Annotated in this window: 29 protein-coding genes; 16 read left to right on the top strand and 13 right to left on the bottom strand. The window is 63.0% G+C overall.

What is annotated here, in order from left to right:
• The first annotated feature begins 76 nt into the window (after positions 1 to 76).
• The 3 genes from ssuD to CK227_RS30835 are packed head-to-tail and all read left to right on the top strand — an operon-like array spanning position 77 to position 2,812.
• Positions 77 to 1,234: an FMNH2-dependent alkanesulfonate monooxygenase gene (gene ssuD, locus CK227_RS30845; protein ID WP_179296562.1), complete on the top strand. Its 1,158-nt coding sequence runs from the start codon at positions 77 to 79 to the stop codon at positions 1,232 to 1,234.
• Positions 1,231 to 2,007 carry an ABC transporter permease subunit gene (locus CK227_RS30840; protein WP_095775652.1) on the top strand — a complete coding sequence of 259 codons (777 nt, stop codon included), beginning with the start codon at positions 1,231 to 1,233 and terminating at the stop codon, positions 2,005 to 2,007. The genes ssuD and CK227_RS30840 overlap by 4 nt, the downstream gene beginning before the upstream one ends.
• 7 nt (positions 2,008 to 2,014) lie before the next feature.
• Positions 2,015 to 2,812, top strand: coding sequence for an ATP-binding cassette domain-containing protein (locus tag CK227_RS30835; RefSeq protein ID WP_095775651.1), 798 nt, complete (start codon positions 2,015 to 2,017; stop codon positions 2,810 to 2,812).
• 421 nt (positions 2,813 to 3,233) lie between these two features.
• Here CK227_RS30835 and CK227_RS36950 read toward each other — a convergent pair whose 3' ends face one another.
• On the bottom strand, positions 3,234 to 3,410 hold the full coding sequence (locus CK227_RS36950; RefSeq protein WP_179295950.1) for a hypothetical protein: 177 nt from the start codon (positions 3,408 to 3,410) through the stop codon (positions 3,234 to 3,236).
• Between the two features lie 309 nt (positions 3,411 to 3,719).
• Here CK227_RS36950 and CK227_RS30830 point away from each other — a divergent pair, with 309 nt between their 5' ends.
• The 4 genes from CK227_RS30830 to CK227_RS30815 all read left to right on the top strand — a co-directional run bounded on the left by CK227_RS30830 (position 3,720) and on the right by CK227_RS30815 (position 6,993).
• Positions 3,720 to 4,088, top strand: a complete 369-nt coding sequence (locus CK227_RS30830; RefSeq protein WP_095775650.1) for a septal ring lytic transglycosylase RlpA family protein — start codon at positions 3,720 to 3,722, stop codon at positions 4,086 to 4,088.
• Between the two features lie 232 nt (positions 4,089 to 4,320).
• Positions 4,321 to 5,598: a polyhydroxyalkanoate depolymerase gene (locus tag CK227_RS30825; protein WP_095775649.1), complete on the top strand. Its 1,278-nt coding sequence runs from the start codon at positions 4,321 to 4,323 to the stop codon at positions 5,596 to 5,598.
• A gap of 159 nt (positions 5,599 to 5,757) precedes the next feature.
• Positions 5,758 to 6,372, top strand: coding sequence for a transglutaminase-like cysteine peptidase (locus CK227_RS30820; protein ID WP_095775648.1), 615 nt, complete (start codon positions 5,758 to 5,760; stop codon positions 6,370 to 6,372).
• Between the two features lie 378 nt (positions 6,373 to 6,750).
• The gene (locus CK227_RS30815; RefSeq protein WP_095775647.1) at positions 6,751 to 6,993 is read left to right on the top strand and encodes a hypothetical protein; all 243 of its coding nucleotides are present in this window, start codon (positions 6,751 to 6,753) and stop codon (positions 6,991 to 6,993) included.
• Between the two features lie 83 nt (positions 6,994 to 7,076).
• Here CK227_RS30815 and CK227_RS30810 read toward each other — a convergent pair whose 3' ends face one another.
• The 4 genes from CK227_RS30810 to CK227_RS30795 form a co-directional block, all read right to left on the bottom strand.
• Complete coding sequence (locus tag CK227_RS30810; protein ID WP_019862229.1) at positions 7,077 to 7,445, bottom strand: helix-turn-helix domain-containing protein; 369 nt, start codon at positions 7,443 to 7,445, stop codon at positions 7,077 to 7,079.
• Positions 7,446 to 7,464: 19 nt separating this feature from the next.
• Positions 7,465 to 7,995: a Smr/MutS family protein gene (locus CK227_RS30805; protein WP_095775646.1), complete on the bottom strand. Its 531-nt coding sequence runs from the start codon at positions 7,993 to 7,995 to the stop codon at positions 7,465 to 7,467.
• Complete coding sequence (locus CK227_RS30800) at positions 7,992 to 9,092, bottom strand: murein transglycosylase A (protein WP_095775645.1); 1,101 nt, start codon at positions 9,090 to 9,092, stop codon at positions 7,992 to 7,994. The genes CK227_RS30805 and CK227_RS30800 overlap by 4 nt, the downstream gene beginning before the upstream one ends.
• 126 nt (positions 9,093 to 9,218) lie before the next feature.
• On the bottom strand, positions 9,219 to 9,926 hold the full coding sequence (locus CK227_RS30795) for a Tim44/TimA family putative adaptor protein (protein WP_095775644.1): 708 nt from the start codon (positions 9,924 to 9,926) through the stop codon (positions 9,219 to 9,221).
• Positions 9,927 to 10,139: 213 nt separating this feature from the next.
• On the opposite strand from CK227_RS30795, the gene CK227_RS30790 reads away from it, so the two are divergent.
• From CK227_RS30790 to CK227_RS30780, 3 genes are all read left to right on the top strand, one after another.
• Entirely contained in the window at positions 10,140 to 10,637 is a 498-nt protein-coding gene (locus tag CK227_RS30790) for an FxsA family protein (RefSeq protein WP_095775643.1), read from the top strand.
• A gap of 457 nt (positions 10,638 to 11,094) precedes the next feature.
• Positions 11,095 to 11,595, top strand: a complete 501-nt coding sequence (secB, locus tag CK227_RS30785) for a protein-export chaperone SecB (protein WP_095775642.1) — start codon at positions 11,095 to 11,097, stop codon at positions 11,593 to 11,595.
• A gap of 574 nt (positions 11,596 to 12,169) precedes the next feature.
• Positions 12,170 to 13,810, top strand: a complete 1,641-nt coding sequence (locus tag CK227_RS30780) for an ABC transporter substrate-binding protein (RefSeq protein WP_095775641.1) — start codon at positions 12,170 to 12,172, stop codon at positions 13,808 to 13,810.
• A 403-nt stretch (positions 13,811 to 14,213) separates the two neighbouring features.
• Here CK227_RS30780 and CK227_RS36945 read toward each other — a convergent pair whose 3' ends face one another.
• The 6 genes from CK227_RS36945 to lepA all read right to left on the bottom strand — a co-directional run bounded on the left by CK227_RS36945 (position 14,214) and on the right by lepA (position 19,819).
• A complete protein-coding gene (locus CK227_RS36945) occupies positions 14,214 to 14,729 on the bottom strand; it encodes a hypothetical protein (RefSeq protein WP_179296560.1) in 516 nt (171 codons plus the stop codon).
• A 133-nt stretch (positions 14,730 to 14,862) separates the two neighbouring features.
• Positions 14,863 to 15,291 (bottom strand): hypothetical protein, encoded by a 429-nt coding sequence (locus CK227_RS30765; RefSeq protein ID WP_095775640.1) that lies wholly within the window; start codon positions 15,289 to 15,291, stop codon positions 14,863 to 14,865.
• Between the two features lie 552 nt (positions 15,292 to 15,843).
• Positions 15,844 to 16,542 (bottom strand): hypothetical protein, encoded by a 699-nt coding sequence (locus CK227_RS30755; RefSeq protein WP_095775638.1) that lies wholly within the window; start codon positions 16,540 to 16,542, stop codon positions 15,844 to 15,846.
• A 12-nt stretch (positions 16,543 to 16,554) separates the two neighbouring features.
• Complete coding sequence (locus tag CK227_RS30750) at positions 16,555 to 17,547, bottom strand: hypothetical protein (protein WP_095775637.1); 993 nt, start codon at positions 17,545 to 17,547, stop codon at positions 16,555 to 16,557.
• 98 nt (positions 17,548 to 17,645) lie between these two features.
• Positions 17,646 to 17,876, bottom strand: a complete 231-nt coding sequence (locus tag CK227_RS36450) for a hypothetical protein (RefSeq protein ID WP_143750551.1) — start codon at positions 17,874 to 17,876, stop codon at positions 17,646 to 17,648.
• 137 nt (positions 17,877 to 18,013) lie between these two features.
• Positions 18,014 to 19,819, bottom strand: a complete 1,806-nt coding sequence (gene lepA / locus CK227_RS30745; RefSeq protein ID WP_095775671.1) for a translation elongation factor 4 — start codon at positions 19,817 to 19,819, stop codon at positions 18,014 to 18,016.
• Between the two features lie 197 nt (positions 19,820 to 20,016).
• On the opposite strand from lepA, the gene CK227_RS30740 reads away from it, so the two are divergent.
• The 6 genes from CK227_RS30740 (at position 20,017) to msrA (ending at position 24,336) form a co-directional block, all read left to right on the top strand.
• Complete coding sequence (locus CK227_RS30740) at positions 20,017 to 21,147, top strand: pilus assembly protein TadG-related protein (protein ID WP_095775636.1); 1,131 nt, start codon at positions 20,017 to 20,019, stop codon at positions 21,145 to 21,147.
• Positions 21,148 to 21,251: 104 nt separating this feature from the next.
• Positions 21,252 to 21,623, top strand: coding sequence for an endonuclease domain-containing protein (locus tag CK227_RS30735; protein WP_095775635.1), 372 nt, complete (start codon positions 21,252 to 21,254; stop codon positions 21,621 to 21,623).
• 265 nt (positions 21,624 to 21,888) lie between these two features.
• Complete coding sequence (locus CK227_RS30730) at positions 21,889 to 22,215, top strand: hypothetical protein (RefSeq protein ID WP_095775634.1); 327 nt, start codon at positions 21,889 to 21,891, stop codon at positions 22,213 to 22,215.
• Positions 22,216 to 22,320: 105 nt separating this feature from the next.
• Entirely contained in the window at positions 22,321 to 23,019 is a 699-nt protein-coding gene (locus CK227_RS30725) for a DUF1223 domain-containing protein (RefSeq protein WP_095775633.1), read from the top strand.
• A gap of 83 nt (positions 23,020 to 23,102) precedes the next feature.
• The gene (locus CK227_RS30720; RefSeq protein WP_095775632.1) at positions 23,103 to 23,420 is read left to right on the top strand and encodes a hypothetical protein; all 318 of its coding nucleotides are present in this window, start codon (positions 23,103 to 23,105) and stop codon (positions 23,418 to 23,420) included.
• 187 nt (positions 23,421 to 23,607) lie between these two features.
• Positions 23,608 to 24,336 (top strand): peptide-methionine (S)-S-oxide reductase MsrA, encoded by a 729-nt coding sequence (gene msrA, locus CK227_RS30715; protein WP_095775631.1) that lies wholly within the window; start codon positions 23,608 to 23,610, stop codon positions 24,334 to 24,336.
• Positions 24,337 to 24,478: 142 nt separating this feature from the next.
• Here msrA and CK227_RS30710 read toward each other — a convergent pair whose 3' ends face one another.
• Positions 24,479 to 24,979: a hypothetical protein gene (locus CK227_RS30710; RefSeq protein ID WP_095775630.1), complete on the bottom strand. Its 501-nt coding sequence runs from the start codon at positions 24,977 to 24,979 to the stop codon at positions 24,479 to 24,481.
• Between the two features lie 341 nt (positions 24,980 to 25,320).
• On the bottom strand, positions 25,321 to 25,593 hold the full coding sequence (locus CK227_RS30700; RefSeq protein ID WP_095775628.1) for a DUF4242 domain-containing protein: 273 nt from the start codon (positions 25,591 to 25,593) through the stop codon (positions 25,321 to 25,323).
• Positions 25,594 to 25,820 lie beyond the last annotated feature (227 nt).

The raw sequence follows: 25,820 nt of genomic DNA, 5'->3' as shown, positions 1-25,820 counted from the left end.
GCCGGGCGGAAACGTCCGGCGCCTTTGCCGTTTGTGCCTGTAATCTTCAGGAGATCTGTCCGTGACCGCGCCAGACATGACCACGCCAGCCAGCCCGCTCGATTTCTTCTGGTTCATCCCGACGCATGGCGACGGCTCCTATCTCGGTTCCGAGGAGCAGCAGCGGCCGCCGGAGTTCGGCTATTTCAAGGAGATCGCGCAGGCGGTCGACAGGCTCGGTTTCCCCGGCGTGCTGCTGCCGACCGGGCAGAATTGCGAGGATTCCTGGATCACCGCGACAGGCCTTGCGACGCTGACCGAAAAGCTGAAGTTCCTCGTCGCTCTGCGGCCCGGCGTGACGCTGCCGACTTTCGCCGCGCGCCAGACCGCGGCACTCGACCGGCTGAGCAATGGCCGCCTGCTGCTCAATGTCGTGGTCGGCGGCAATCCGACCGAGCTCGCCGGCGACGGCGTCTTCCTGCCGCATGATGAGCGCTATGCCCAGGCGCATGAATTCCTGACCATCTGGCGTGGTCTCGTCTCGGGCGAGCGCGTCAATTTCGACGGCAAATATTATCGCGTCGAAAACGGCCGCCTCGACCTTCTGCCGCTGCAGGAGCGGCCGCCGCTCTATTTCGGTGGATCGTCCGACGCCGGCCAGGATCTCGCCGCCGACCTCGTCGACATGTATCTGACCTGGGGCGAGCCGCCGGCGCAGGTGGCCGAGAAGCTCGCTTCGGCGCGCAAAAAGGCGGCGCTGCGCGGCAGGAAACTGCGCTTCGGCATCCGGCTGCATTTCATCGTGCGCGAAACCGAGGACGAAGCCTGGCGCGCCGCCGACCGGCTGATCCGCCATGTCACCGATGCCCAGATCGAGAATGCGCAGGCCCGCTTCCTCAACCAGATGGATTCGGTCGGCCAGCGCCGCATGGCCGAGCTGCATGGCGGCCGTCGCGACAGGCTCGTCGTTTCGCCCAATCTGTGGGCCGGCGTCGGCCTGGTGCGCGGCGGCGCCGGCACCGCGCTGGTCGGCACGCCGGAGCAGGTCACGCAGCGCGTCCGCGAATACCAGGCGATCGGCATCGACACCATCATCGGCTCGGGCTACCCGCATCTCGAGGAAGCCTACCGCGTCGCCGAGCTCTTGTTCCCGCGCCTCGGGCTCGGCACCAGGCGGCAGCGGGCGCATCGCGACATCGCCAACGAATTCTCGGTCGGCTTCCATGGCGCCGCCCGCCTGCGGGCCTCCTCATGAGCTTTTCCGCGCGCCTCCACGCAAATGCCATCGGCTGGGTGCTGCCGGTCCTGGTGATCGCCGGCTGGGAAGCCGCATCGCGCGCGGGCGTCGTGCCGGCCAATGTGCTGCCGGCGCCAAGTGCTGTCGCCGAGGCCTTCTGGCGGCTGACGCTTTCGGGTGAACTGATCCGCAACATCGCTGTTTCGACGGCGCGCGCGCTTGCCGGCTTTGCCATAGGCGGTTCGATCGGCTTCGCGCTCGGCCTTGCCAACGGCCTGTCGCGGCTCAGTCGCGGCCTGACCGACACCACGCTCCAGATGATCCGCAACATCCCGCATCTGGCGCTGATCCCGCTCGTCATCCTGTGGTTCGGCATCGACGAGGAAGCAAAGCTGTTCCTGGTGGCGCTCGGCGTGTTCTTTCCGATCTACGTCAACACGCTGCTCGGCATACAGAGCATCGATCCGCAGCTGGTCGAGATGGGCCGCGTCTACGGCATGGACCGGCGCGCCCTGTTCTTCCGCGTCATCCTGCCCGGCGCGCTGCCGGCGATCTTCGTCGGCCTGCGCTATGCGCTCGGCATCATGTGGCTGACGCTGATCGTCGCCGAGACCATCTCGGCCAGTTCCGGCCTCGGCTACATGGCCATGCAGGCGCGCGAATTCCTGCTGATCGATGTCGTTGTGCTGTCGATTCTGATCTACGCGCTGCTCGGCAAGCTCGCCGACAGCCTCGCCCGCCTGCTCGAGCGGCTGTCGCTCGGCTGGCATCCCGCCTTCCAGAACGGATGAGGTTTCGATGCCAGCCGCCAGCCTGACCTCCGTCCGTTCCTTCGTCGCCGCGCCAGCGCCGGCGCGCCCGGCGATTTCTGTCGAAGGCCGGCGCGCCTTCGCCTTCAACGGCGTGGAAAAACGCTTCGGCGACAAGATCGTGCTCGACGGCATCGACCTTGACGTGCCGGCCGGGCAGTTCGTCGCCGTCATCGGCAAGAGCGGCTGCGGCAAGAGCACGCTGCTCAGGCTGCTGGCCGGGCTCGACCGGCCGACATCGGGATCGCTGACGCTGGGCGCCGAGGAAGCGGGCCACAGCCGCACGCGCTTCATGTTCCAGGAGCCGCGCCTGCTGCCCTGGGCGAGTGTGGTGAAAAATGTCGAGGTCGGGCTGACCGGCATCGCTGCCGGCCAGGACGCAAGGCAACGCGCGCTCGACATTCTGGGCGAGGTTGGCCTGGCCGACCGCGCCGACGAATGGCCCTCGGTGCTGTCCGGCGGCCAGAAGCAGCGGGTGGCGCTGGCCCGCGCGCTGGTCGGCCAGCCGCAGATCCTGGCGCTCGACGAGCCGCTCGGCGCGCTCGACGCGCTGACCCGCATCGAGATGCAGCAATTGCTGGAGCGCATCTGGCTCGCCCAGAAATTCACCGCCGTGCTGGTAACTCATGATGTCGCCGAGGCGGTCGCGCTCGCCGACCGGGTGGTGGTGATCAGCGCCGGCAGGATCGCGCTCGACCTGGAGGTGCCGGCGGCCAGGCCGCGCCGGCGCGGCTCGGCCGAGCTCGCCCGCCTCGAAGGCACGATCCTGGACCGGCTGTTCGGCTAGAGCGTTTCACCGTTTCATGGAAACGGCGAACCGCTCTAACTCTTTGTTTTGACGCAATTCCGGACGGAAAACCGCTCACACTTTTCCTGGAATTGCTCTAGGGCTGTCGGCTGCGGCGCCATCGACGAGCGGCTTCCCCAGCTCCGTCGAGCTTATGCAAGCTCACGCCTTTCCTCTCCCCCGTCGATCGGGGGAGAGGTGGCTCGGCGAAGCCGAGACGGAGTGGGGGTCGACCTGGCTCCGCCGTTGTCATCTCAAGCCGGGCGATGCCTCGTCCTGATTGAAAACTCTGCGGTGAATTGCTGGCGGCGGCGCATTTGAAAACCGGCTTCCCCCACTCCGTCGCTGCTTCGCAGCGCCACCTCTCCCCCCTCCGGAGGAAGAGGAAGGGCGCCAACCTTGTCGACCTCTCACCGAAGCCCTACCGGTTCGCCCATACCAGCCCGGCCAGGCCGAGCAGCATGGCGACGAGGCCGATGTAAAGCCATTGCGGCTGGCCGGTCATGAAGCTGCCGCCGATCACGCCGATGCCTTGCAGCGCCCACACCGCACCGATAGCCAGCACAATCAAGGCCAGCAGATTTTTGGTCAGTCTCATTGACGGATCTCGCTTTTCAAGTCGATCGTTCGCGGCGCCATGACCGTGATGAAAGAGCCAAAGGAATGAGCCCAATCATACCGGATTCTACTTGGATATTAATCCGATATCTTGTCAAAGCGATCTCTCATATCGGGCCGAAGATCGTCGAAAATGAATCAAATCGCGCCGGAAAACCCCTGACAGACTGTTACCTTCCGACTCCAAACGTGTGATCTCGCCACGGAACGGACAGATGCTTGCCGCATTTCCTGCCTTATTCGGCACCTAACGGCTGGGGTCTGTCAAAAACGGAGCCATCCCTCAAATATGAAGACCCTAAACCAGACCGCGCTTGTCGCGGTAACGATCGCTGCTGGCCTGATGGTCGGTGCTTCGGCCACTTCGGCAACCGCCGCCGCCGGCCAGTGTGGCCGTGCTTCCTGGTACGCGCTGCACTCGCGCACCGCATCGGGGGAGCGCATGAACCCATCGGCATTGACCGCCGCCCACCGCACGCTGCCTTTCGGCACCAAATTGCGGGTCACCAACCAGAACAATGGCCGCAGCGTCATCGTGCGCATCAACGATCGCGGCCCGTTCATCCGGGGTCGCGTGCTCGACCTGTCGAAGGGCGCCGCCGGCCAGCTCGGCTTCATCGGTTCCGGCCATACGGCGGTCTGCATGGCGCGCGTGTAAAAATTGCCTGTGTCCGGCGGCAGGGCCGGACACATTTCCTACACATTTCGGCACTGCACATTGAGCCGGCTCGGCCGTTCCAGGCGGATTTGCAACGCTTTGGACGAAAGAACCATTGGTCACGCCACGTGACGTATTGCATCGCAGCAATTAGTTGTTAACCTCGCCACGAGACATTTGAGGCTCGGCGCTGCTCGTCGTCCCTTCGGTCGCAGCAGCAGCGGGGTTGTCGATGTTCTACCAGCTTTACGAATTGAACCATGCGGCGCTGCAGCCGGCCCGGCTCTATGCCGATGCGGTGCGGATGTTCTATTCCAACCCGCTGAACCCCGTCTCGCACACGCACTGGGGCCGTTCGGTCGCGGCGGGCGCCGAGCTGTTCGAGCGCAGCACGCGCCGCTACGGCAAGCCCGCTTTCGGCCTCGACAAGACCGTCGTCGACTGGAAGAGCGTCGAGGTCACCGAAAAGACCGTCTGGTCGAAGCCGTTCTGCAACCTCGTCCGCTTCGAGCGCGCCGTGCCCGCCGGCCGCAAGCCGGATCCGAAGCTTCTGATCGTGGCGCCGATGTCGGGCCACTATGCGACGCTGCTGCGCGGCACGGTGGAAGCCATGCTGCCGCATGCCGATGTCCACATCACCGACTGGGTCGACGCCCGCATGGTGCCGCTGGCCGACGGCAGCTTCGATCTCGACGACTATATCGACTATATCATCGACATGTTCCATGCGCTGGGGCCTGATACCCATGTGATGGCGGTGTGCCAGCCTTCCGTGCCGGTCCTGGCGGCGGTGGCGCTGATGGAGGCGAAGGGCGATCCCTTCGTGCCCTCGACCATGACGCTGATGGGCGGCCCGATCGACACGCGCCGCAACCCGACCGCGGTCAATCTCCTGGCCGAGGAAAAGGGCATCGACTGGTTCCGCGACAATGTCGTCATGCGCGCGCCCTGGCCGGTGCCCGGCTTCGGCCGCGAGGTCTATCCGGGCTTCCTGCAGCTGTCCGGCTTCATGAGCATGAACCTCGACCGCCACATCATCGCCCACAAGGACTTCTTCATGCACCTTGTGAAGCATGACGGCGACAATGCCGAGAAGCACCGCGACTTCTATGACGAATACCTGGCCGTCATGGACCTGACGGCGGAATTCTACCTGCAGACCGTCGACACCGTGTTCGTGCGCCATGCCCTGCCCAAGGGCGAGATGATGCATCGCGGCACCAGGATCGATCCGTCTGATATCCGCAACGTCGCCTTGTTCACGGTCGAGGGCGAGAACGACGACATATCGGGCCTCGGCCAGACCAAGGCGGCGCAGGATCTGTGCGTCAACATTCCGGCCGACAAGAAGGCGCATTACATGCAGCCGGCGGTCGGCCATTACGGCGTCTTCAACGGCTCGCGCTTCCGCTCCGAAATCGTGCCGCGCATCGTCGACTTCATCACCAGCTATGGCCGCCAGAACCGCGTCGCGGTGAAGCCGAAACTGGTCCGCACCGCCAAACGGTAGGCCATTCCGGGACAAAATCGGCCGCAGGGCCGATTCCGTTGCACAATGGACGCTGCCCCTCCCCGCGGGTAACCATGCCGCAAATCAGTCCGTCGTCGTAATTGACACGGACTGTCAATCGCCCTTAACGTTTCGTTAACAACAGGGTGAGCGGGGACAATGAATTCCTCAACAATGGCGAGAAGGCTGCGTTTGTGCGTGGCTGCGGCCGGTCTGGCAGCAACGGGAAGCTGGCCGGCCTTGGCTGCCGAAGCGATGGCGACCGGGGGCATCACCTCGCAGCCGATCGGCCACTATGATTTCTGCAAGCAGCACCCCGGCGAATGCTCGATCCGTCCGAGCAACCTGGCGCCGGCAAAAATGACCAATGGGCTGATGCGCAAGCTCGCCGGTATCACCGCCAAGGTCAACGCCGCCGTCGAGCCGATGAGCGATATGGACATTTACGGCAAGGACGAGGTCTGGGCCTATCCCGACAAGGGCGTCGGCGATTGCGAGGACTATGTTCTGGAAAAGCGCCGCCGGCTGTCCCACATGGGCATCTCGCTTGCCGATCTGCTCATCACCGTGGTGCGCAAGCCCGACGGCGAAGGCCATTCCGTGCTGACTGTGCGCACCGACAAGGGCGACTACGTGCTCGACAATCTGACCGACAAGGTCAAGGCCTGGGACCAGACCGGCTACCACTTCCTCAAGCGCCAGGCGATCGACAATACCGGCCGCTGGGTTTCCATACGCGGCGGCCAGCAGGTGCTGGTCGGTTCGGTGGAGTAGCGGCTGCGGCTGCCTGGTTGGGCTGCGCATCCCCAGCGCTTCGTCATCCACGGGCGGAGCAAGGAGCGCAGCGACGCGGCGCAGACCCTAGGATCCATGCCGTGACACCAACATAGAACACGGCGGCCCAGGAACAGGCGTCGGCCATCTTCATGGAGCCATCGCCACATTCTGCGCCGTTGCGGCGTCCGCAGGTCGCGGCATGGATCCTCGGGTCTCCGCGACGCCGCTGCGCGGCTGCTCCGCCCGTGGATGACGAAGGCGTGGAGGTCCACCACGCATCCCTCCGGAAAATTTCCATCCCTCTCCATGAACCATTTCCGTTCGCCCGGCGACACACGGCCGTGAACGACAGAAACCCAACCATGGAGACTTCAAATGACTGCTTTGCTGCGTAACACCCTTCTCGCCGTCGCTGCCGTGTCGGCCCTGGGCGGATCCGCGAAGGCCGACCAGACGGTCAGCTGCGTCCACACCAACCTCAATGATCTCTGGGCCGGCCGTTGTTGCGGCACTGCCGGCGCGTCGGACTGCCTGGGCGGCGACCACAATGGCCACGACCACGGCAACCCGGGCACCAAGGGCGGCAACCCCAACGGCAGCACGGCCGGCAAGCCCTGATCCGCAACAGTGGCCCGCCGGCGGCCGTCGGCGGGCCCTGTTTCGCGCTCCGGCAGGCCGTCGCGAACTTCAGGTAAAACCAGTTACTTCAGCCGGCCAAGCGCGGCGCGGATCGAGGCGGTGATGCGGCGCAGTTCCGCTTCGTCGAGCTTCTCGATGTTCTCGGCCAGCAGGTTGGCGAGCTCGGTGGCGGCGGGATTGAGGCCCGACGTATCGAGCCGCACACGCGGATGCGAGGCTTCGGCCAGCCGCGCCAGCTCCTCGGCATCGTCCCAGATGATGTTGAAATAGCCGATGATCTTCTGGATCAGCGTCCAGGTCGGCGCACCGCGCCTGCCATGCTCAAGCGCCGAGAGATAGGCGGCACTGACGCCGATCGCCGCGGCCATGTCCTTCTGGCTGACGCCGCGCTCGCGCCTGAGCGCCCGCAGCCTTTCGCCGAACGGCGTCATGCGCCCGGCCTCCCGATCCTCATGAGCGCGCCCGCCGCAGCCTGATATAGAGCGCGCCGGCGCCGCCATGGTTGCGGGCGGCATGGTCGTGGCTGGAGACCAGCGGCCGGAAGGCCGGCGTCGACAGCCAGGCCGGCACCGCGCGCCGCAGCACGCCGTCGCCGCCGGAGGACGACCCCTTGCCGGTGATGACCAGCACATAGCGGATGCCGCCGGCATGCGCCCGGTGCAGGAACGAGAACAGCAGCGAATAGGCCTCGTCCTGCGTCATGCCGTGCAGGTCGACACGGCCCTCGATCGGCAGCCGGCCCTTCGACAGTTTGTCCAGCGTCGGCTCGTCGAGCCGGTGCGTGACATGCTGGACTTTCGGCTTCGCCGCGCCCGGCGCACTGGCGGCGGGCTGGGCCGGTGGCGGCGCCGTCGGCTTGGCCTCGATGGCCATGTCGGGCATGTCGACCGAGATTTTTCCCTTGAGCGGCTTGGCCGTGCGCGCCACCAGGTTCCACAGCACCCGGTCGTCTTCGCTCAGCCTGTCCGGACGCTTGCTCATTTGGCGCCCCCGGCCAGCGCGCGCGGCACCAGCGCATAGAATTCGGCGGCGTTGCGCACCACGCCGGCGATCTCGCCGGCGGCATCGCCCGAGCCGGCGAAGAGGTCGCCGCGCGCCGGTCCGGTGATGGCCGAGCCGGTGTCCTGCGCGATCATCAGCCGGCGGAACGGTCTTGCGTCGAAGGCGGTGAGCGTCGGCGCGTCGATGTAGAAGGGCGTGCCAAATGTGTGCAGAAGCCGGTCGACCGCGACCGAGCGGCCCGGCGTCAGCGGCACCTTGGCGGCGGCGATCGGGCCGAGCGCGGCGTCCTCGACGTCAGCCTCGCGGAAAAAGATGTAGGAGCGGTTCTGCCACAGGATCTCGTCGATGCGCTGCGGATGCGCCTTGAACCAGGCGCGGATCGATTGCATCGTCACCTCGGCCAACGGGATTTCGCCCAACTCGCTCAAGATCTTGCCCGGGCCGGTGAAACGCTGGCCCGACTTGGCGGCGTAGGTGAAGCGGCGCAGCCGGCCGTCGGTCATGGCGAGCCGTGCGGCCCCTTGCACGTGGATGAAGAAGGCATCGACCTTGTCGGCCAGCCAGGCAATCTCAAGCCCTTGGCGCTCAAGCGCGCCGCGCTCGATCGCGCCACGGTCGAAATACTCGGCCAGTCCGCCCGCCGTCCGGCGCGCGAAGGCGAGGTAAGGATCCATCCCGTCGGGCCGATTGGCATCGTCGACATCGACGAGATCGGCCGGCCGCGACAGCAGCGGCACGACGAAACGCTCCGTGCGCACCGGCGAGGCCTCGACCTGCGGCTCATAGAAGCCGGTGACGAGGCCGGCGCCGCTTTCGGCGCGGACCAGCATCGGGACAAAATGGCGCTCGAAGAAAGTTCGCGCCTCCGTCCGGTTCGCGGGCGCCGCGATGCGCGCTTGCGCATAGGCCGCGGCGAAGGCGCCGAAATCGACGCCGAGCGCGCCGCTGCGATAGGGTTTTACCGGCACATGGAAGGCGGAGCGGCGAAACGCCTCGAAGGCCGGCACAAGGTCGTCATCGCCCCAGCCGGGCAGATCGTCAAAGGATTTTTCGATGAAGAGAGGCGATAGCGACACCGGAGCCCCGTCGCCTTAAAGCGCGTCGTGTTTGAAGAGTGTCATGCGACGCGCTTCGGGTCTGGGTTTTGCTGCAAGTCGTTGTCCCAAAACCGCTTCGCACTTTTGGGCGACATGCATCGGGGCTCAGTCTTCTTCTTCGGTGGCGACGAGCTTCCAGTTCGGATCGCGCGAGCGCGTGTCGCGGGCGAAGGTCCAGACATCCTTGACCTCGGCCACGGTCTCCGGATCGCCGTCGATGACCGTGCCGGCCTTGTCGCGCGTCGCCGAAATCAGCTCGCTGATGATGCGCAGCGTGACATGCGCCTCGCCGCCCTTCATCTCGGCCGAGACGATGTCGGCCTTGTCGATGCCGACGAAGGAGGACTGGATCTTTTCCGACTTCGCCTCGCGCTCGCCTATCGCGGCGACGAAGCCGTCGAACACCTCGCGCGACAGGAGGTTCTTCAGCGTTTTGCGGTCGCCGTCGGCATAGGCCATGACGATCATCTCATAGGCCATCTTGGCGCCGTCGATGAAACCCTTCGGGTCGAAGGACGGGTCATTGTCCTTGATCGCGCGCAGGCCCTTGTTGAGATCGGTGTCGGGCTTGGCGAAGGCGTCGATCGCCGTATAGGCGTCAGCCGGCGCCGGCTCGCCGGGCAGCCGCTTGCGCGGCAGCGAAACGACATTTTCAGGCTTCTGCGTGGCATCCTTCTCGGTGCGCGCCGCCGAGTAGGGATCGAAGGGCGGCCGCTCGCTCCCGGTCCGACGGCCCAGCACGTTGCGCAGCTGGAAGAAGATCACCACCGCCGCGATCAGGAAGAAAATCGTGCCGAAGTCGAAGAAACCCATATCTTCCGCCAATCAATCCCTGCCTGTAGGCCGGACCATCCGGCCAGAGGGCCGCGGTCGCATAGCGTTCAACATTCAAAGCATATAGAACGCAAGGTGCAATCATTCAAATTAAAGGCAGGCATACCTATCTAACGGCCTCAGGGCCAGCGGCGATTGGCCGCCAAGGGCCAAAACAATCGAAACGACCAACGACCGGAAGGTTGGCAAGACTTGCGCATTTCGCTGCTTCCCCTGTTTCTTCTCGCTCTGCCGCTGCTGGAAATCGCCGGTTTCGTCATCGTCGGCCGTGAGGTCGGCGCGCTGGCGACGGTCGGCCTGGTGCTGGCCTCGAGCATCGCCGGCGTGCTTTTGCTCAGGCACCAGGGTTTCGGCGTCATGGCGCGGGTGCGCGCCGAGATGGATGCCGGCCATGATCCCAGCCGCCATCTCGCCCACGGCGCCATGATCGTGGTCGCCGCGATCCTTCTGATCATCCCGGGTTTCATATCAGACATTATCGGCCTGCTCTTGTTCCTGCCGCCGGTGCGCGACCTTGCCTGGCGCCGGTTCAAGGGCCGCATCGTCGTCGCCACCGATTTCTCGGCCGGCGGTTTTCGCCGGTCGCGCGACAGGGTCATCGACCTCGACGACGGTGACTATTCGCGCGAGGACGATTTCAAGCGCGGCCCGGATCACAATTCGCCGTGGCGGCGTCTCAAGGACGATTAGGTCGCGGGTGCGGCGTTCTGATCTGTTCCGAGAGGCCAGCGCCGCTCCAGCCAGGCTCCTTTCCTCTCCCTCCGAAGGGGGGAGAGGTGGCTCGGCGAAGCCGAGACGGAGTGGGGGAACCACCTGGCAGGCGCCGCGACCGGATATTGAAAAGGGACCAAGGCGCAGGCATTGCCTCGCCTTGCGCCGAAGGGTCGACCCCCACTCCGTCGAGCGTCACTCGACACCTCTCCCCCGTCGATCGGGGGAGAGGAAGGGCGCCCTTCCGCAACGGCTGCGGAGGACGGGCAACCTGATGAGGGGCTGCGCCGACCCCGACAATGATCTCTCCACACCCAACCGCGGCCGAGACGAGCCCGAAGGCGGCAAACCTTGTCTTGTCATGCCGACCATGGTAGCGAACGCCCGATTTCAATTCGGTCAGCACGGCTGCCCAGGGGAAAAGGATATAAGGCTCATGGCCAGCAATGATGACGCGCCGACCGGCGCAGCCAACGGCAACGGCAACGCGACGCAGCCGTCGCTCAACGTGCTCGCCCAGTATGTGAAGGACCTGTCCTTCGAAAGCCCCGGCGCGCCGAACTCGCTGCGCGGCCGCGACAAGGCCCCCGGCATCGCCATCAACGTCAATGTCAACGCCAACCCACTTTCCGACAAGCAGTTCGACGTCAACCTGACGCTGAACGCCAAGGCCTCCTTCGACCAGGAAGTGCTGTTCAACGTCGAACTGGTCTATGGCGGCGTCTTCGCCATTTCGGGCTTCCCGCAGGAGCACATGCTGCCGATCCTGTTCATCGAATGCCCGCGGCTCTTGTTCCCCTTCGCCCGCCAGATCATCGCCGAGGCGACCCGCAATGGCGGCTTCCCGCCGCTGATGCTCGACCCGATCGACTTCGCGCAGATGTTCCAGCAGAAGATCGCCGAGGACCAGGCCGCGTCGAAGGTTCAGGTGAGCTGAGGTTTATCTACAGAATGCCCCGAAAAACCCGGCCTTGAGCCGGGTTTTTTGTTGCCTTGGTGACCCTTGGCAACGCTGGTGGGACAGCACCCATAGGCGTCACCTTAACGGTGCTGGTCGATTGAAATACAACGATCGAGCCATGGGTCGACCCCCACTCCGTCGAGCTTCGCTCGACACCTCTCCCCCGATCGACGGGGAGAGGAAAGGCGCGACCTCGCCAAGCGCGTTCCCTTCCTCTCCCTCCGGAGGGGGGAGAGGTGGCTCGGCAAAGCCGAGACGGAGTGGGGGAAGCCGCTGGTGAAACGCGAAACCGCGGGCCAGGGAGCGGAACTCAGCGGCCACCAAGGCAGGATCGCCGCACAGGCCACGGCCTCGCTGCGGAGCAGCGCACAACTCCTGCGGATTCCAGAACACTCCGCAACGTCACCCCGCCCTATCATCGCCGCCTCAGGCAAACCCGGCGGGTGCAGCCGCCCCCGCGTCGGCGCTCCGTCGGGACGAGCCTGCTTCCGTGCATGTCCCAAAACCCCGCACTTTTGGGCGGCATGCACCAACGACAAAGGGAACGACGATGAAATTCATGCTGACCGACCGCAAACTGCACCCGCAGGCCAAGCCCGTCGCCGAGGATTTCAAGACCGGCGGCATCAGCCGCCGCGAATATCTGGCGCTGATGGCCGGTCTCGGCGTCAGCGCCGCCGGCGCGTTTGCCCTGGGCGGCCTCGCGCCGACGCCTGCCCGCGCGGCCGAGCCGAAGAAGGGCGGCACGCTGCGCGTCGCCATGAACGTCAAGGGGTTCAAGGACCCGCGCACCTTCGACGGCGTCGAAATGTCCAACGTCGCCCGCCACTGCAACGAATATCTGGTGCGCTGGAACACCGATTTTTCCTTCGAGCCCTGGCTGTTGGAAAAATGGGAGATAAGCGACGACGCCAAGACGCTGACGCTGCATGTGCGCAATGGCATTTCTTGGTCGAACGGCGACGCTTTCAACGCCGACGATGTCGTCCACAACCTCACCCGCTGGTGCGAGGCGGGCGTGGCCGGCAATTCGGTCGCCGCGCGCATGGGCGCGCTGGTCAATGCCGACACCAAGAAGGCGGTCGATGGCGGCATCGAGAAGGTCGACGACTACACGATCAAGCTGAACCTGCCCAAGCCCGACATTTCGCTGATCGCCGGCATGGCCGACTATCCCGCGCTGATCATGCACCGCTCCTATGAAGGCGACGGCGATCCCCTGAAGGCGCTGGCCATCACCACAGGCCCCTGCGAGCTGGTGAAATGGGACGCCGAGACCGGTGCCGAGGTGAAGCGCAAGGACAAGCCCTGGTGGAAGGGCGAATTCCACCTCGATGGCATCCAGTGGATCGACTATGGCTCCGACCCCAACGCCATGCTGTCGGCCTTCGAATCCGGCGAGATCGACACCGACCACGAAACCGCCTCCGACGCCGTCTCGCAGACCGACAAGATGGGGCTGAAGAATTCCGAGATCGCCACCGGCTCGACCATCGTCGCCCGCTTCAACATCGGCAATGCGCCCTATGACGACATCAAGGTGCGCCGCGCCGCCCAGCTCGCCGTCGACAATGCGGCCGTGCTGGCGCTCGGCCTCGGCGGCCGCGGCAAGCCCGCCGACAACCACCATGTCGGCCCCATGCACCCCGAATATGCCGATATCGGCCCGGCCAAGCGCGATGTGGAGGAGGCCAAGAAGCTGCTCGCCGCGTCCGGCAAGCCGGACCACGAATACGAGCTCATCTCGGTCGACATCGAATGGCAGAAGACCACCGGCGACGCGATCGCAGCGCAGATGCGCGAGGCCGGCCTCAAGATCAAGCGCACCGTGCTGCCCGCCGCGACCTTCTGGAACGACTGGAGCAAATATCCCTTCTCCTGCACCGAATGGCTGGGACGCCCGCTCGGCGTCCAGGTGCTGGCGCTGGCCTACAAATCCGGCGCCGCCTGGAACGAAAGCGCCTATGCCAGCAAGGAATTCGACGAGCTGCTGGACAAGGCGCTCGCCACCCCCGACGCCAAGGCCCGCAAGGAGATCATGGCCGGCATCGAGAAGAATTTGCGCGACAACGGCATCATCATCCAGCCCTACTGGCGCTCGGTCTACCGGACCTACCGCAAGGGCGTGGAGGGCTGCGAGCAGCACCAGGCGCTGGAGCAGCATTTTGAGAAGGTTTGGTTGGAGGGGTGAGACTTCGCCATTCCCGGGTTCCTCGCCCCCACGGAGTGGGGGGTCCGAAGGACGGGCGAGACCCGTGGCTCGCCCCGGCAAGGTGGCCCGGCGAAGCCGGGACGGAGCGGGGGACGCCCTCTACGAAGTCAAAACCGTGTCAGGATTGAGGATAGAGGCCCGGCTAGCGCGTACCTATCGCAGGCCGGAGCCGCCCCTCACTGTCCTGCCGGCTCCCCGTAAACGGGGCGAGAGAGGCTGCCGCAACGCCGGCGCCCTTCCTGCAACGTCTGCGATTGGCGAAAGCGGCGACAACAGCGTCCTTCCCCCCGTCCCTATACGGGGAGAAGATGGCGGCAGCCAGATGAGGGGCAGCGCCGACGCTCGCCTTCCTGTCGCGGATTTTGACGGCGGGCGGACAGCGCTACCGCCCCTCCCTCAGCAGCGTCCAGATCCACCCAACAAAAGTCAGCACCAGGAAGGGATAGCCGGCGGCGGGCAGCGGCGAGGAGGTCGGCAGCAAGGGCGTGCCCCACAGCACCATGCCCACAGAGGCGAAGAACAGCGCGGCGGCGACGAATGCGGTGAACCGCATCCACAGCGCGAAGGTCGAGGGCACGCTGACCATGATGAGGGCCGCCGCCCAGAGCGAAATGCCGCCGACATAGGAAGGCACGCTGGCCTCCAGCCCCGCCGCGTTGCCTGATAAAAGCAAGCTTTCGCCGGCGAGGAAGGTCAGGAAGCCCGCCGCGACGCAATCATTGCCGAGACGCTGGTATTTCATGGTGAGCAGGGCCGTCGCGACGACGAGTCCCACGCCGTCGATCGCCCAGAAGGATTCGCGGAGCGGAGCGCTGGCGACAAAGGTGCCGGCAAGGCCGAAGATGCCGCCGATGGCGAGGCCGAGACAGGCGATGGTGTCTGGAGTGTTGGTGCGCATGTGGTGTATCCCCGAGCCGGGCGAGGATACGCCACGGCCGGGCGTTCTCAAAGGGTGGGCTTACGCGTCAGAAAGGCTTCCCGCAGCCACAGTCGCTTAGCTAGATCAACATATTAGCACCAGCGGTGTCGTTTCACGCTAATATTTCAAGCAATGCGCTCCAACTCACTGTCCGAACACGAAATTGCGCCACGTACTGCGGTATGGTTTCGACCGAATCACCTTTCACGTATATTGATTGTTTCTTTTGCGCGGCTGCCGCAACGATCGCTTTGTTGACATGCGAATGTTCATCGCTCTTGTTAGAGAAGAGGATCACCAAGGACGATCCCCCAACTTTCTTCTCCAACTCAGCGTCTCCTTCCGTCGAAATGTCGAAGGGTCGCTTCTTCAAAGCATCCGACTTCTGAATGCGGCCCAGCAACTCGTCCCGGTCGTCTGAATTGCAGACAAACAGGATGGAGCGCTCTTCCTTGAACGCATTCTGAATTCGTTCATTGGCAGCTGCAGTGATCGCGTCGATATTAATTGGCGTATAAGAGCCACCGGAGCCACCGCCCATATCAAACCTCCTCGTATTCTTTGCACGCTATGCATTCACCGCACGGCGGGACAGTTCCCGCGTGGCAGGAATAATATGACTTTACTCCCAGCTGAGACGCTAACCGCAGAACATCGCTCTTTCTGTAGTCGCGCAATGGAGTGAGAATCTCCATCCTCACACCCAAGGCCCCCTCGATCGCCGCGCTTGCCGCGTTGAGAAACCTATCACTCTGGTCTGGAAAGATCATTGTCTCTTCGCTTAGCAGTCCAAGTACAATCTTATTTATGCCTCTCGAGCTTGCTATCGCCGCCGCAGAAACAATGAAAAAGAGATTGCGACAAGGGGTGAAAGCATCCCTAGATATATGCAGTGACCGGTCCGTCAGTCCTGATTTGACGTGGCGACCAAAACTTGAAAAATCCAATCTCACCGGCAATCCCAAGTGGAGGTCGCGGCATGCTTTGTTGAGTGACTGAAATTCCCTTTCCGCGTTTATCTGACCATAGTCGATAAACAGCGGCAACGGCTCAAGGCCATTCTGCTTCAACAGGTAGAGGCACGTATTTGAATCTAGCCCGCCAGAGGCAAGACATACTGCATCCCGCAACCTTTAGCCCTTTTCATCTTTCGAAACTCGCGAACGCTCGCCCAAATCAGCCGGTCGAGGGCGTTCATGCCAATTCCGACTTTATCACTAAACGCCTTTAGGTAGTCCTCAAGAAGGAGATAGTTTCTCTTACTTAGATTAGGCACTTTCAAGCTTTCAACGTTCTCGAGGAACCACACTATGTGAATATCGATCACGGCGAGCTCACGCGCTACCCCGATGTCACGAAGAAACATACTCGACTGCTTGTAGCCAAGCCCGGGGAAATTAGTCGAAACGAAGTCCCGAGCCAATCGCTCTGAGTCAAAACCGGTGAAAAAATCGACGGGCGATTCCTGGATTTTGTCGATGGCAGAAAGAGACGCCTTTAACTGCCTAGCTTTGGACTTTGGGAACCGGTGTCGGACCCGGTTGCTGCGTAACAGCAATTCTATCGCATCTTCATTAAGACCAATGCCATTCCCTCGGAATTCCCTCAGGAAAACGTCGGCGGCGTTGGTAGCCTTCTCATAAGTCCATGTGCTGGAAAGTATGCAAGTAATCAGAGTCCGCTCAATTGATCTTTGGTCGAAGTATTGTTGTTGATGTTCATCAATTGTTCCAAATTGCCCCGCTTTATATTCGTCAATCAAGTTGTCGAATATATGGACAAAAGTAACCACCGAATCCTGATCTTATCTTATGAGCTGTGCGGCCTGCTTGCCAAAATTCCGCTCAAGGAAACCAGCGAGTTCGCCGCCCTCTATCGCATCGATGACCTGCCTCACAAAGCCTTGCAGAGCGTGCAAATTTCTTGCCAGGGTCAACGTGAGGTAGTGTTGACTCTTTTCGCGAATCACGTCCGCCGTTGGGTTATACACATCGAAGTCGGGCTCTGGAAACAGGGTCCCATGCTGAAAGTGGTGCAAATGAAAATTTGGCCCAACGAGGGTGCGGCACCACTCAAGACCATCGGCCATTGCGATCCCCGCCTCAGCCAAAATTGCGAATGATAGAGGGTTCCCGCATCCCAAAATATGCAGTCCAGTCCTGCGCTCCTTTTCGGCAAGCTTGGAAGTGATTTTCTTCGTTAGCTCGCGCTTCGCGGCGAGGCCGTCCCCAAGCTCTCGCTCGGGAATAGCAATAAAGCTGGGATCAATTTCGGCTGCAATACGATCCACCAGATCAACGGCTTCTTCGTGATTTAAAGACGGAGCGCCCGAGAAATTGTGGAGATGAACTACTGGTACGATTTTACTCTTTTCGATGAAGTCGTGTTCGTGCGCAAGAAAATCGTAGAGTCTTAGCTGAAAATCCTGTGCGGCCTCACCCTCGGTCATAAACAGGTCAAAGCTAGCTGCGAGATCATGCTCGCAAGCGTCAATTACCGACTTGTAATTTTCTATTGTCCAGCTTTCTCTGTAACCCTTGACGTATCGTCCTATTCGCGATGCCTCGTAGCCACCACTGTCAATGAAGACTACGCCACCTCGATCCCTAAAATGAGATATCTGGTTTTTGAGTTCAGGCTGTTTTTCAATATCGTGAGCCGAGAGAAGGGTAATCGGCTCACTTAGTGCGTCCTGTAGAGGCAACGCATCTGTCAACTTTCCCTGCGTCTCAAAAATCGAAATGGAGGGAATTAAAACTGGTCCGGGAAGCGTAATTTTGCCTATTTTTAGTTCCATGTAAGCCCCTCCCCAAATCCCGGGTCTATGTTAGGGAACCTACGATAAATATCAATACTTCAGTCGGTCTGGTGCCAAAATAGAGGGATTCCTCGCTCTCAGCTCACGCGCTTTCCATCGACAAAGATGTTGCGTCGAACGAGTGACGGCCGCGTTTTCGTTTCAATACGAATTGAGAAGCCTTTCAGAATCAGGCGTATTGCCTCTTCTTCGCTTCGAACAAGAACCTCATTCTTTTTGTGGTGTTTGATGTTCTGGGCTCCTGGGTCACCAAGAACAAACAGGCCATCTTTTTGGGCAGGCGGCCATTGCCGGCCATCCGAGGTCAACCGATATATTCGCACTACCGCTCCCAACTAGCTGACGGGCAGAATGACGTCCTGCCCCGGTATGGTTCCAGTCGTCTGCCCCTTCAATCGATCCACCGGATCGATGACTTGGCGCGCTCCGCGCGCCAACCGGCTTCTCAATCGCCCATCTTCAAAGCCTGGATAAACGCCTCCTGCGGGATATCGACCTTCCCAAACTGCCGCATCCGCTTCTTGCCTTCTTTCTGCTTGTCCAAGAGCTTGCGCTTGCGGCTCACGTCGCCGCCGTAGCACTTGGCGGTGACGTCCTTGCGCAGGGCGGAGATGGTTTCTCGCGCAATCACCTTGCCGCCGATCGCGGCCTGGATCGGGATCTTGAAGAGGTGGTGCGGGATCAGCTCCTTCAGCTTCTCGCACATCTGCCGGCCGCGCTTTTCCGCCGCCGTGCGGTGCACCAGCATGGAGAGCGCGTCGACCGGCTCCTCATTGACCAGGATCGACATCTTCACCAGATCGCCCTCGCGGTAGTCGGTCAGGTGATAGTCGAACGAGGCGTAGCCCTTGGAGATCGACTTCAGCCGGTCATAGAAGTCGAAGACGACTTCGTTGAGCGGCAGATCGTAGGTCAGCATGGCGCGTTTGCCGACATAGGACAGGTCGGCCTGGATGCCGCGCCGGTCCTGGCAGAGCTTCAATATGCCGCCGAGATAGTCGTCGGGGGTGAGGATGGTGGCGCGGATCCACGGCTCCTCGATGGCCGAGATCTTCACCACGTCGGGCATGTCGGCCGGGTTGTGCAGTTCCTTCACCGAGCCGTCATTGAGCAGCAGCCGGTAGACGACGGAGGGCGCGGTGGCGATCAGGTCGAGGTTGAACTCGCGCTCCAGCCGCTCCTGGATGATTTCCAGATGCAGCAGGCCAAGGAAGCCGCAGCGATAGCCGAAGCCGAGCGCGGCGCTGGTTTCCATTTCATAGGAGAAGGACGCGTCGTTGAGGCGCAGCTTGCCGACGGCGGCGCGCAGATCCTCGAAATCGGCGGCATCGACCGGGAACAGCCCGCAGAACACCACAGGCTGCGCCGGCTTGAAGCCGGGCAGCGCATGCGCGGTCTGGCGCCTGTCCTCGGTGATGGTGTCGCCGACGCGGGTGTCGGCCACTTCCTTGATCGAGCCGGTGAAGAAGCCGAACTCGCCGGGGCCGAGTTCGTCGACATTGATGCGGGCGGGCGTGAACACGCCGGTGCGCTCGACCAGATATTTGGCGCCGGTGCCCATCATGCGGATGGTCTGGCCCTTCTTCAGCACGCCGTCGATGATGCGCACCAGCACGATGACGCCGAGATAGGCGTCGTACCAGCTGTCGACCAGCATGGCCTTCAAGGGTGCTGTCGCATCGCCCTCGCGCGGCGGCGGCAATTGGTGGACGATGGCTTCCAGCACGTCGGGAATGCCAAGGCCGGTCTTGGCCGAGATCAGCACGGCGCCGGAAGCGTCGATGCCGATCACCTCCTCGACCTGCTCGCGGATGCGCTCGGGCTCGGCGGCCGGCAGGTCGACCTTGTTCAGCACCACGACGATCTCGTGGTTGTTGTCGATCGCCTGGTAGACATTGGCGAGCGTCTGCGCCTCGACGCCCTGCGAGGCGTCGACCACGAGCAGCGAGCCCTCGCAGGCGGCGAGCGAGCGCGACACTTCATAGGCGAAGTCGACATGTCCGGGCGTGTCGATGAGGTTGAGGATATAATCCTCGCCATTGTTGGCGCGGTATTTCAGCCGCACCGTCTGCGCCTTGATGGTGATGCCGCGCTCGCGCTCGATGTCCATCGAGTCCAGCACCTGCTCCTTCATGTCGCGCAGCTCCAGCCCGCCGGTGGACTGGATCAGGCGGTCGGCGAGCGTGGATTTGCCATGGTCGATATGGGCGACGATGGAGAAATTTCTGATGTGGTCGAGGGGCGTGCTCATGTCGCGCGCTTTAGCAGGGGTGGCTTGCGGCGGCAAGGCTTGCGGCGCAAGGGCGGCGCCTTCGATCACAAAGCGGCGAGCCGCGCCAAATGCCGGCCCCGGCGGCCGTGGATGCTTAAACTTTGATCGATCGCGTTAGACCTTGGTTTGCCGCCGCGTGCTATATGCCCCATCACTAATATCCGCGGGGTAAAAAAATGCTGAAAGTTGCAGGCGGGTTTGCCCGTTCGCGCAGCGGCTCGATGATGCCGCTGTTCTTTCTCACGCTGGTGCCTGTCATAAGCGCCGTCGGCTTCTCGATCGACTATACCAGCGCGATCCAGGTCCGGTCCAACCAGCAGCAGGCCCTGGATGCCGCGCTCCTGTCGATCACCACCATGGACACCACCTCGACGCTGGCGCAGCGCCAGACGGCGCTGCAGGATTCCTTCGCCGCCAACGGTGGCCAGGGCACTGCGACGCTGAACAGTTTTGTGGCTGGTACCACCACCACCGCCGCCACCGGCCAGGCCTCGGCAAGTTTCTCCATGCCGACCACATTCATGCAGATCGCCAGGATCAACACCGTGCCGATCGCCGTCGCGTCGGCGGTCAGCAAGCCGCCGGCGCTCGTCAATGCGAGCTTCAAGATCGACAAGGTGTCGGGTTACTGGAACAAGACGATGACGCTTTACGGCACGAACTTCAGTGCGACGACTCCGCAAAAACTGATGACGGCCAGCTATGTCTACGCGCCCTACATCTATTCATACAAGGTGGGCGGCAGGTCCTATTCCATAACGGAACCGAAGGGTTACGGCACGACGACGATATCGCTTGTCAATGGTTCGACGTCGACGGTGGTCCAGACGCAGACGTGTACCACCATCGGCTCGACGGCCGCTTTCACCAGCCCGCCGGCGGGCGCGATCCTGAGCCCCGGGCAGTATGACAGCAACAGCGGCAAGACGATCTATTACCAGACCATTTGCGCCACCACCAACGTGCCAGCCACCGGTGCCGGCGCCAACGTCGACGTCAGCCAGATGGGCCAGCTTTTCCTGCAGATGGATGTTACGACCGGCAACAAGGCGACGTTCAAATCGAACGACGCCACCACCTCCGACCACCTCTATCTGGGCACCACACCCACGCCTTTGACCGAGGTTGACGCGGGCAAGCTGGTTGACATCTTCAGCGTCGTGCCTTGCTCGCAGACCAGCTACCAGGCCTGGGAAGACGGCGGTACAACCCTTCCCGCGGATTATACGAATGCCGACTTCGTCTACAACATCTCCGGCAAGTGCGACTTCAACAAGCGGCCCTCGGACACAGCGCTGACGCAGTAGGGACAGACGCTGCTCACCTTCTCCCCTTGCGGGAGAAGGTGGATCGCCGCGTAGCGGCGAGACGGATGGTTGGACGGAACGCCGGGTCTGGCTAATCTGGCGCCATGCCGCATCAACCCGTCACCCAAGCCAAGCGTAAATTTGCCCGCTCGCTCCGGCGCGAGATGACGGAAGCGGAAGGCAGGCTCTGGCAGGAGCTGCGCGATCGCAGACTCGACCGGATAAAATTCCGGCGCCAGGCGCCTATCGGAAAATACGTCGCCGATTTCGTTTGCCCTGAAGCTCGGCTGATCATCGAGATCGATGGCAGCCAGCATGCGGGTCCGGATACGGACCAGATCCGCAAGACCGAGCTCGAGGCCAAGGGCTTTCGGGTTCTGCGTTTCTGGAATGACGATGTCCTGAAAGACCTCAACGCCGTCTGCGACACGATCATCGCCTATGTAAGAGATACCAGTCTGCAGCCCTGGCGGTGATGGCGCGCGTCTTCCTTCTCCCCTTGCGGGAGAAGGTGGATCGCCGCGTAGCGGCGAGACGGATGAGGGGTGTTCCAGGGAACGCCAACGCCTCACTCCGCTGGAGCACCCCTCATCCGACCTCGCTTCGCGAGGCCACCTTCTCCCGCAAGGGGAGAAGGGAAGGGCGCGCCCCATGCGCACTCAATCTTGATTGGGCACGGTATTGGCGGCCCGGGTCGGCGTGGCCTAGCCTGGAGCGCGTCAACTCCTGGAGAAGAAGCCGATGCCTGATTCCGTGCTGCGCGTTTCCATCCTGCGCTGCGATGCAGCGAAGTTCGCGTCGTTTCGAGAGATGATGGTGGACGACGAGGCAGAGCTTCGGCCCGGCATCGAGGCACTGCCGGGGCTGCTCGTCTTCTACGCCGGCGCCGACGAGGCTACATCGTCGCTGATCAACACCAGTGTGTGGGACACGCTGGAGCACGCCAGGCAACTCGATACCTTCCAGCCCATGCTGGATGCGGGAAAGCGATTTGTCGCCGCGGGCGCAAGGCTCGAGCGGCCGATCATGCACTACACCTCGCTGTGGCGTTTCGGGCCACTGGCGTAGAGGTGCCTTCATCACAAACCGGTGAGCGCTGTAACGAAGGGGCGGATGGCGGCGAAGTGGGGGAATGACCGGCGCATCCCAGCGCCGCCCCCACGGAGCCGTCCCATGCCGAGAGCCTCAAAGTTCATTGCCCTGTCCAGCCTGGGCGCACTGGCGCTCGCCGCGTCGCTCGGTGCCGCCGCCGCGCAGCCGCTCAGCGTGGTCGAACTGTTCACCAGCCAGGGCTGCTCGTCCTGCCCGCCGGCCAATGCCAATCTGATCAAGGTGAAGGACCAGCCCGGCGTGCTGGCGCTGTCGTTCAACGTCACCTACTGGGATTATCTCGGCTGGAAGGACACTTTTGGAAAGCAGGAATTCACCCAGCGCCAGGTCTCCTACGAGCCGCCGCTCGGCCATGACGGGCCGTTCACGCCGCAGGTGGTGGTCAACGGCCACGCCGATGTGGTCGGCGCCGCACCGGGCGAGATCGAGCATCTGATTTCCGCGACCGGCAAGACCGGCGGCCCCTCGCTGTCGCTCGAGGCCGGCAAGGTGGCGATCGGCGCAGGCGCCGCACCGGGCGGCAAGGCCGATGTCTGGCTGGTGCGCTATGCCAAGGGCGTCGTGCAGGTGCCGGTGGCGCGCGGCGAAAACACCGGCCGCACGCTGCCGCATGCCAATGTCGTGCACGCGCTGGAAAAACTCGGCAGCTGGAGCGGTAACGCCACTTCCTATGCGCTGCCCGCCGCCTCGGGCGGCCTGAGCACCGCCGTGCTGGTGCAATCGCCGGGCGGCGGGCCGATCCTGGCCGCCGCCACCAACTGATTTTCTTTCTCTTCGCGCGGGGCCGCATGCCGCGGCAACGCATCACCCGGCCCGCTTGCGCGCCAAAACCCAAGGAGACTTCCATGACCAAGTACCTGACCCTGCCGGCGCTCGCCTTCGCGCTCTCGGCCGCCGTCTTCGTCGCCGGCGCCCGTGCCGACGACGCGACCAACGCCATGAAGCCGGCCAATGCGATGGCCACCGACGCCATGAAGCCGGCGGATGCCATGAAGCCGGCGGATGCCATGAAGCCCGCGACCGACGCCATGAAGCCCGCCGACCCGATGGCCACCAATGCGATGAAGCCCGCAGCGGACGCCATGAAGCCTGCCGCCGACGCCATGAAACCGGCGGCGGATGCGATGAAGCCGGCCACCGACGCGATGAAGCCAGCGCAGTAAGCAGGTCGGCTGCCCCTCACCGCTTCGCTCGCCTGACCGTTCCGGGGCGAGCGGCACCTTCTCCCCCTCGGGGAGAAGGTGGCCCGGAGGGCCGGATGAGGCCGACGACAGGAGCCGCCGCACGGCAAATTGAGACCTACTGGCGGCTTGCGTCGTATATATTGGAACAACAACAGGAGATCAGAACATGACCGGTATCGAAAAGACACGGCCGTTCTTTACCCGCGGCGCGTTGGCCGTGCTCGGTTTCGCGGCGGTGGCGGCGGCGGCCTTGTGGCAGACGCCGGCGCGCTCGGCCGAGGACGCGGTGGTGATCCCGCCGCCGGCAATGGACGAAAAGGCCGCCCCGGGCAGCGAGACGGCGATCTTCGCCGGCGGCTGCTTCTGGGGCGTGCAGGGCGTGTTCCAGCACGTCAAGGGCGTCAGCAAGGCGGTCTCCGGCTATACCGGCGGCGCCAAGGATGACGCGGTCTACGAGACCGTCGGCACCGGCCGCACCGGCCATGCCGAATCCGTCGAGATCACCTACGACCCGTCGAAGGTGACCTATGGCCAGCTGCTGCAGGTCTATTTCTCGGTCGCCCACAATCCGACGCAGCTGAACTTCCAGGGACCGGATTCCGGCACCCAGTACCGCTCGACGATCTTCGCCGAGAACGACACGCAAAAGAAGATCGCGCAGAGCTATATCGAGCAGCTCGACAAGGCCAAGCTCTATCCGGCACCAATCGTCACCACGATCGAGACCGGCAAGACCTTCTACCCGGCCGAGAACTACCACCAGGATTTTCTGACGCTGAACCCGACCTATCCCTACATCGTCTACAACGACCTGCCCAAGGTGGCGAACCTGAAGCAGCTGTTCCCGGCGCTGTACAGCGACAAGCCGGTGCTGGTGCTGTCGGCGAGCAATTGAGGCTTGCTTATCTCCCCCTCGAGGGGGAGATGGCCGGCAGGCCAGAGGGAGTCGGTCCTACCAGGCCCAACCTCCTGCGACAGAAGGTCAGCGCTCCACACACGGCGAATCTCCCCCACGAAGGGGGAGATTCGCGTCCTGGTTACATGGGCTTCATCGCATCGCACGAAACGTCAGGGTTCATGTCGGCGAAGGTGCCTGTCGGGTTCTTCTTCCAGGCCCAGACATGCAGCTCATAGAAGGGGCCCAGGCCATAGCGGTTGGGCGCGCTGTTGAAGTTGAACAGCTGTCCCTCCAGCGAAGCCGGCCCTTTCGAGGTGATGTACTCGACCGCCACCAGCTTTTGCGTGCCGTCCGCCATCGGCTCGTACATGACGGCTTCCGGCTTCGTTAGATCGACCGCATCGTCCTTGAGATAGGCAGCGTTGACATAGTGAATGCCCATGGCGCCGCCGGTTATTCCACTGGCGCAAGGGATGGGTGCATAGCCTTCCGCGGTGGCCATCGCCACATTCTCGAAGCGGCTGTCGGCTGCCCGCACCTTCTCCTCCAGCGTGCCGGTGCCATCGGCATTCGCCGCCGTTGCCGCGATCGACAGGATCGACAGGTTGATGAGGTGCCTGGTCCACACATGAATGTTCATTTTCTCTCCTGGTTTGTTGATTGCAAGCGGGAGCGGCCGCCCCCGCCGCGAAGTCTGGGCTAGGCTGGGCGCATCATCTGTCCGACCGGGTGAAGTCCCAGTATTGCGGCAGCTCCACGAGCTCCGGCAAGCCGATGTCGCGTCTCAGATAGTCGTCCTGCGGTGGCAACCGGCGCCGCCTCGAGCGCAATGGTGCGAACAGCAAGGCGGCAAGCCCGCGCAAAAGCCGACCCGGTAACGGGCCTCGTGCGACTGGTCTCGAAGCCGCCGACACCTCGCTGGACGCGTTGTCAGGCAAGCCGCCATCGCCGCGAAGGCCAGTTGCATGCGCATTGCCGCGATCAACGGTAAAAGTAAGGGTCAAGAACCCGCACCTCCGTGATCTTGTCGACCGGGAGCGCGTTTTTCTGCGCGGTGCTGCGGATCGCTTCCGGCGAGGGCGCATCGTAAATGCAGAAGCTCTGCTTCTTGTCCGGCGAGACGAAGGACTGCACCCAGGTCACGCCCTTCTCGGCGTTGCGCATGATGACGCCGCCAAGCGCGTCGGCGCCGGCATCGTTCATCGGCACGCTGAGGCCATCGGGAAATGTGCGTTGAACCACATAGCGAGGCATATTGGTTTTCCTTTTCCATGGTTTCACGCTCGATTTGAGCGCGCCTGGACATTGACCACGCTCGCCATGGCCGCGCATCGGAGCCTTTCCCTATGTTTTGTGGGAAGATTCCCCATAGTGGCGACGTTATGTGTGAGGTTGCACCGAAATGTGTGGAGGGTCACATTGTCGGTCATGGTCCCGGACGCTTCTGGCGGACGTCGGGGAACCGCCGAAACATAATCCTT

The sequence above is a fragment of the Mesorhizobium sp. WSM4308 genome, from assembly GCF_002294905.1.
Classification (GTDB): Bacteria; Pseudomonadota; Alphaproteobacteria; order Rhizobiales; family Rhizobiaceae; genus Mesorhizobium.
Note: the sequence above shows the minus strand (reverse complement) of the source record. Positions and strands in the feature narration are given on the sequence as shown.

Bases quoted from the DNA above. Each gene is read 5' to 3' on its own strand.
- ssuD (WP_179296562.1), top strand. From the start codon at position 77: ATGACCACGCCAGCCAGCCCGCTCGATTTCTTCTGGTTCATCCCGACG.
- CK227_RS30840 (WP_095775652.1), top strand. From the start codon at position 1,231: ATGAGCTTTTCCGCGCGCCTCCACGCAAATGCCATCGGCTGGGTGCTG.
- CK227_RS30835 (WP_095775651.1), top strand. From the start codon at position 2,015: ATGCCAGCCGCCAGCCTGACCTCCGTCCGTTCCTTCGTCGCCGCGCCA.
- CK227_RS36950 (WP_179295950.1), bottom strand. From the start codon at position 3,410: ATGAGACTGACCAAAAATCTGCTGGCCTTGATTGTGCTGGCTATCGGT.
- CK227_RS30830 (WP_095775650.1), top strand. From the start codon at position 3,720: ATGAAGACCCTAAACCAGACCGCGCTTGTCGCGGTAACGATCGCTGCT.
- CK227_RS30825 (WP_095775649.1), top strand. From the start codon at position 4,321: ATGTTCTACCAGCTTTACGAATTGAACCATGCGGCGCTGCAGCCGGCC.
- CK227_RS30820 (WP_095775648.1), top strand. From the start codon at position 5,758: ATGAATTCCTCAACAATGGCGAGAAGGCTGCGTTTGTGCGTGGCTGCG.
- CK227_RS30815 (WP_095775647.1), top strand. From the start codon at position 6,751: ATGACTGCTTTGCTGCGTAACACCCTTCTCGCCGTCGCTGCCGTGTCG.
- CK227_RS30810 (WP_019862229.1), bottom strand. From the start codon at position 7,445: ATGACGCCGTTCGGCGAAAGGCTGCGGGCGCTCAGGCGCGAGCGCGGC.
- CK227_RS30805 (WP_095775646.1), bottom strand. From the start codon at position 7,995: ATGAGCAAGCGTCCGGACAGGCTGAGCGAAGACGACCGGGTGCTGTGG.
- CK227_RS30795 (WP_095775644.1), bottom strand. From the start codon at position 9,926: ATGGGTTTCTTCGACTTCGGCACGATTTTCTTCCTGATCGCGGCGGTG.
- secB (WP_095775642.1), top strand. From the start codon at position 11,095: ATGGCCAGCAATGATGACGCGCCGACCGGCGCAGCCAACGGCAACGGC.
- CK227_RS30780 (WP_095775641.1), top strand. From the start codon at position 12,170: ATGAAATTCATGCTGACCGACCGCAAACTGCACCCGCAGGCCAAGCCC.
- CK227_RS36945 (WP_179296560.1), bottom strand. From the start codon at position 14,729: ATGCGCACCAACACTCCAGACACCATCGCCTGTCTCGGCCTCGCCATC.
- CK227_RS30765 (WP_095775640.1), bottom strand. From the start codon at position 15,291: ATGGGCGGTGGCTCCGGTGGCTCTTATACGCCAATTAATATCGACGCG.
- CK227_RS30750 (WP_095775637.1), bottom strand. From the start codon at position 17,547: ATGGAACTAAAAATAGGCAAAATTACGCTTCCCGGACCAGTTTTAATT.
- lepA (WP_095775671.1), bottom strand. From the start codon at position 19,819: ATGAGCACGCCCCTCGACCACATCAGAAATTTCTCCATCGTCGCCCAT.
- CK227_RS30740 (WP_095775636.1), top strand. From the start codon at position 20,017: ATGCTGAAAGTTGCAGGCGGGTTTGCCCGTTCGCGCAGCGGCTCGATG.
- CK227_RS30735 (WP_095775635.1), top strand. From the start codon at position 21,252: ATGCCGCATCAACCCGTCACCCAAGCCAAGCGTAAATTTGCCCGCTCG.
- CK227_RS30730 (WP_095775634.1), top strand. From the start codon at position 21,889: ATGCCTGATTCCGTGCTGCGCGTTTCCATCCTGCGCTGCGATGCAGCG.
- CK227_RS30725 (WP_095775633.1), top strand. From the start codon at position 22,321: ATGCCGAGAGCCTCAAAGTTCATTGCCCTGTCCAGCCTGGGCGCACTG.
- CK227_RS30720 (WP_095775632.1), top strand. From the start codon at position 23,103: ATGACCAAGTACCTGACCCTGCCGGCGCTCGCCTTCGCGCTCTCGGCC.
- msrA (WP_095775631.1), top strand. From the start codon at position 23,608: ATGACCGGTATCGAAAAGACACGGCCGTTCTTTACCCGCGGCGCGTTG.
- CK227_RS30710 (WP_095775630.1), bottom strand. From the start codon at position 24,979: ATGAACATTCATGTGTGGACCAGGCACCTCATCAACCTGTCGATCCTG.
- CK227_RS30700 (WP_095775628.1), bottom strand. From the start codon at position 25,593: ATGCCTCGCTATGTGGTTCAACGCACATTTCCCGATGGCCTCAGCGTG.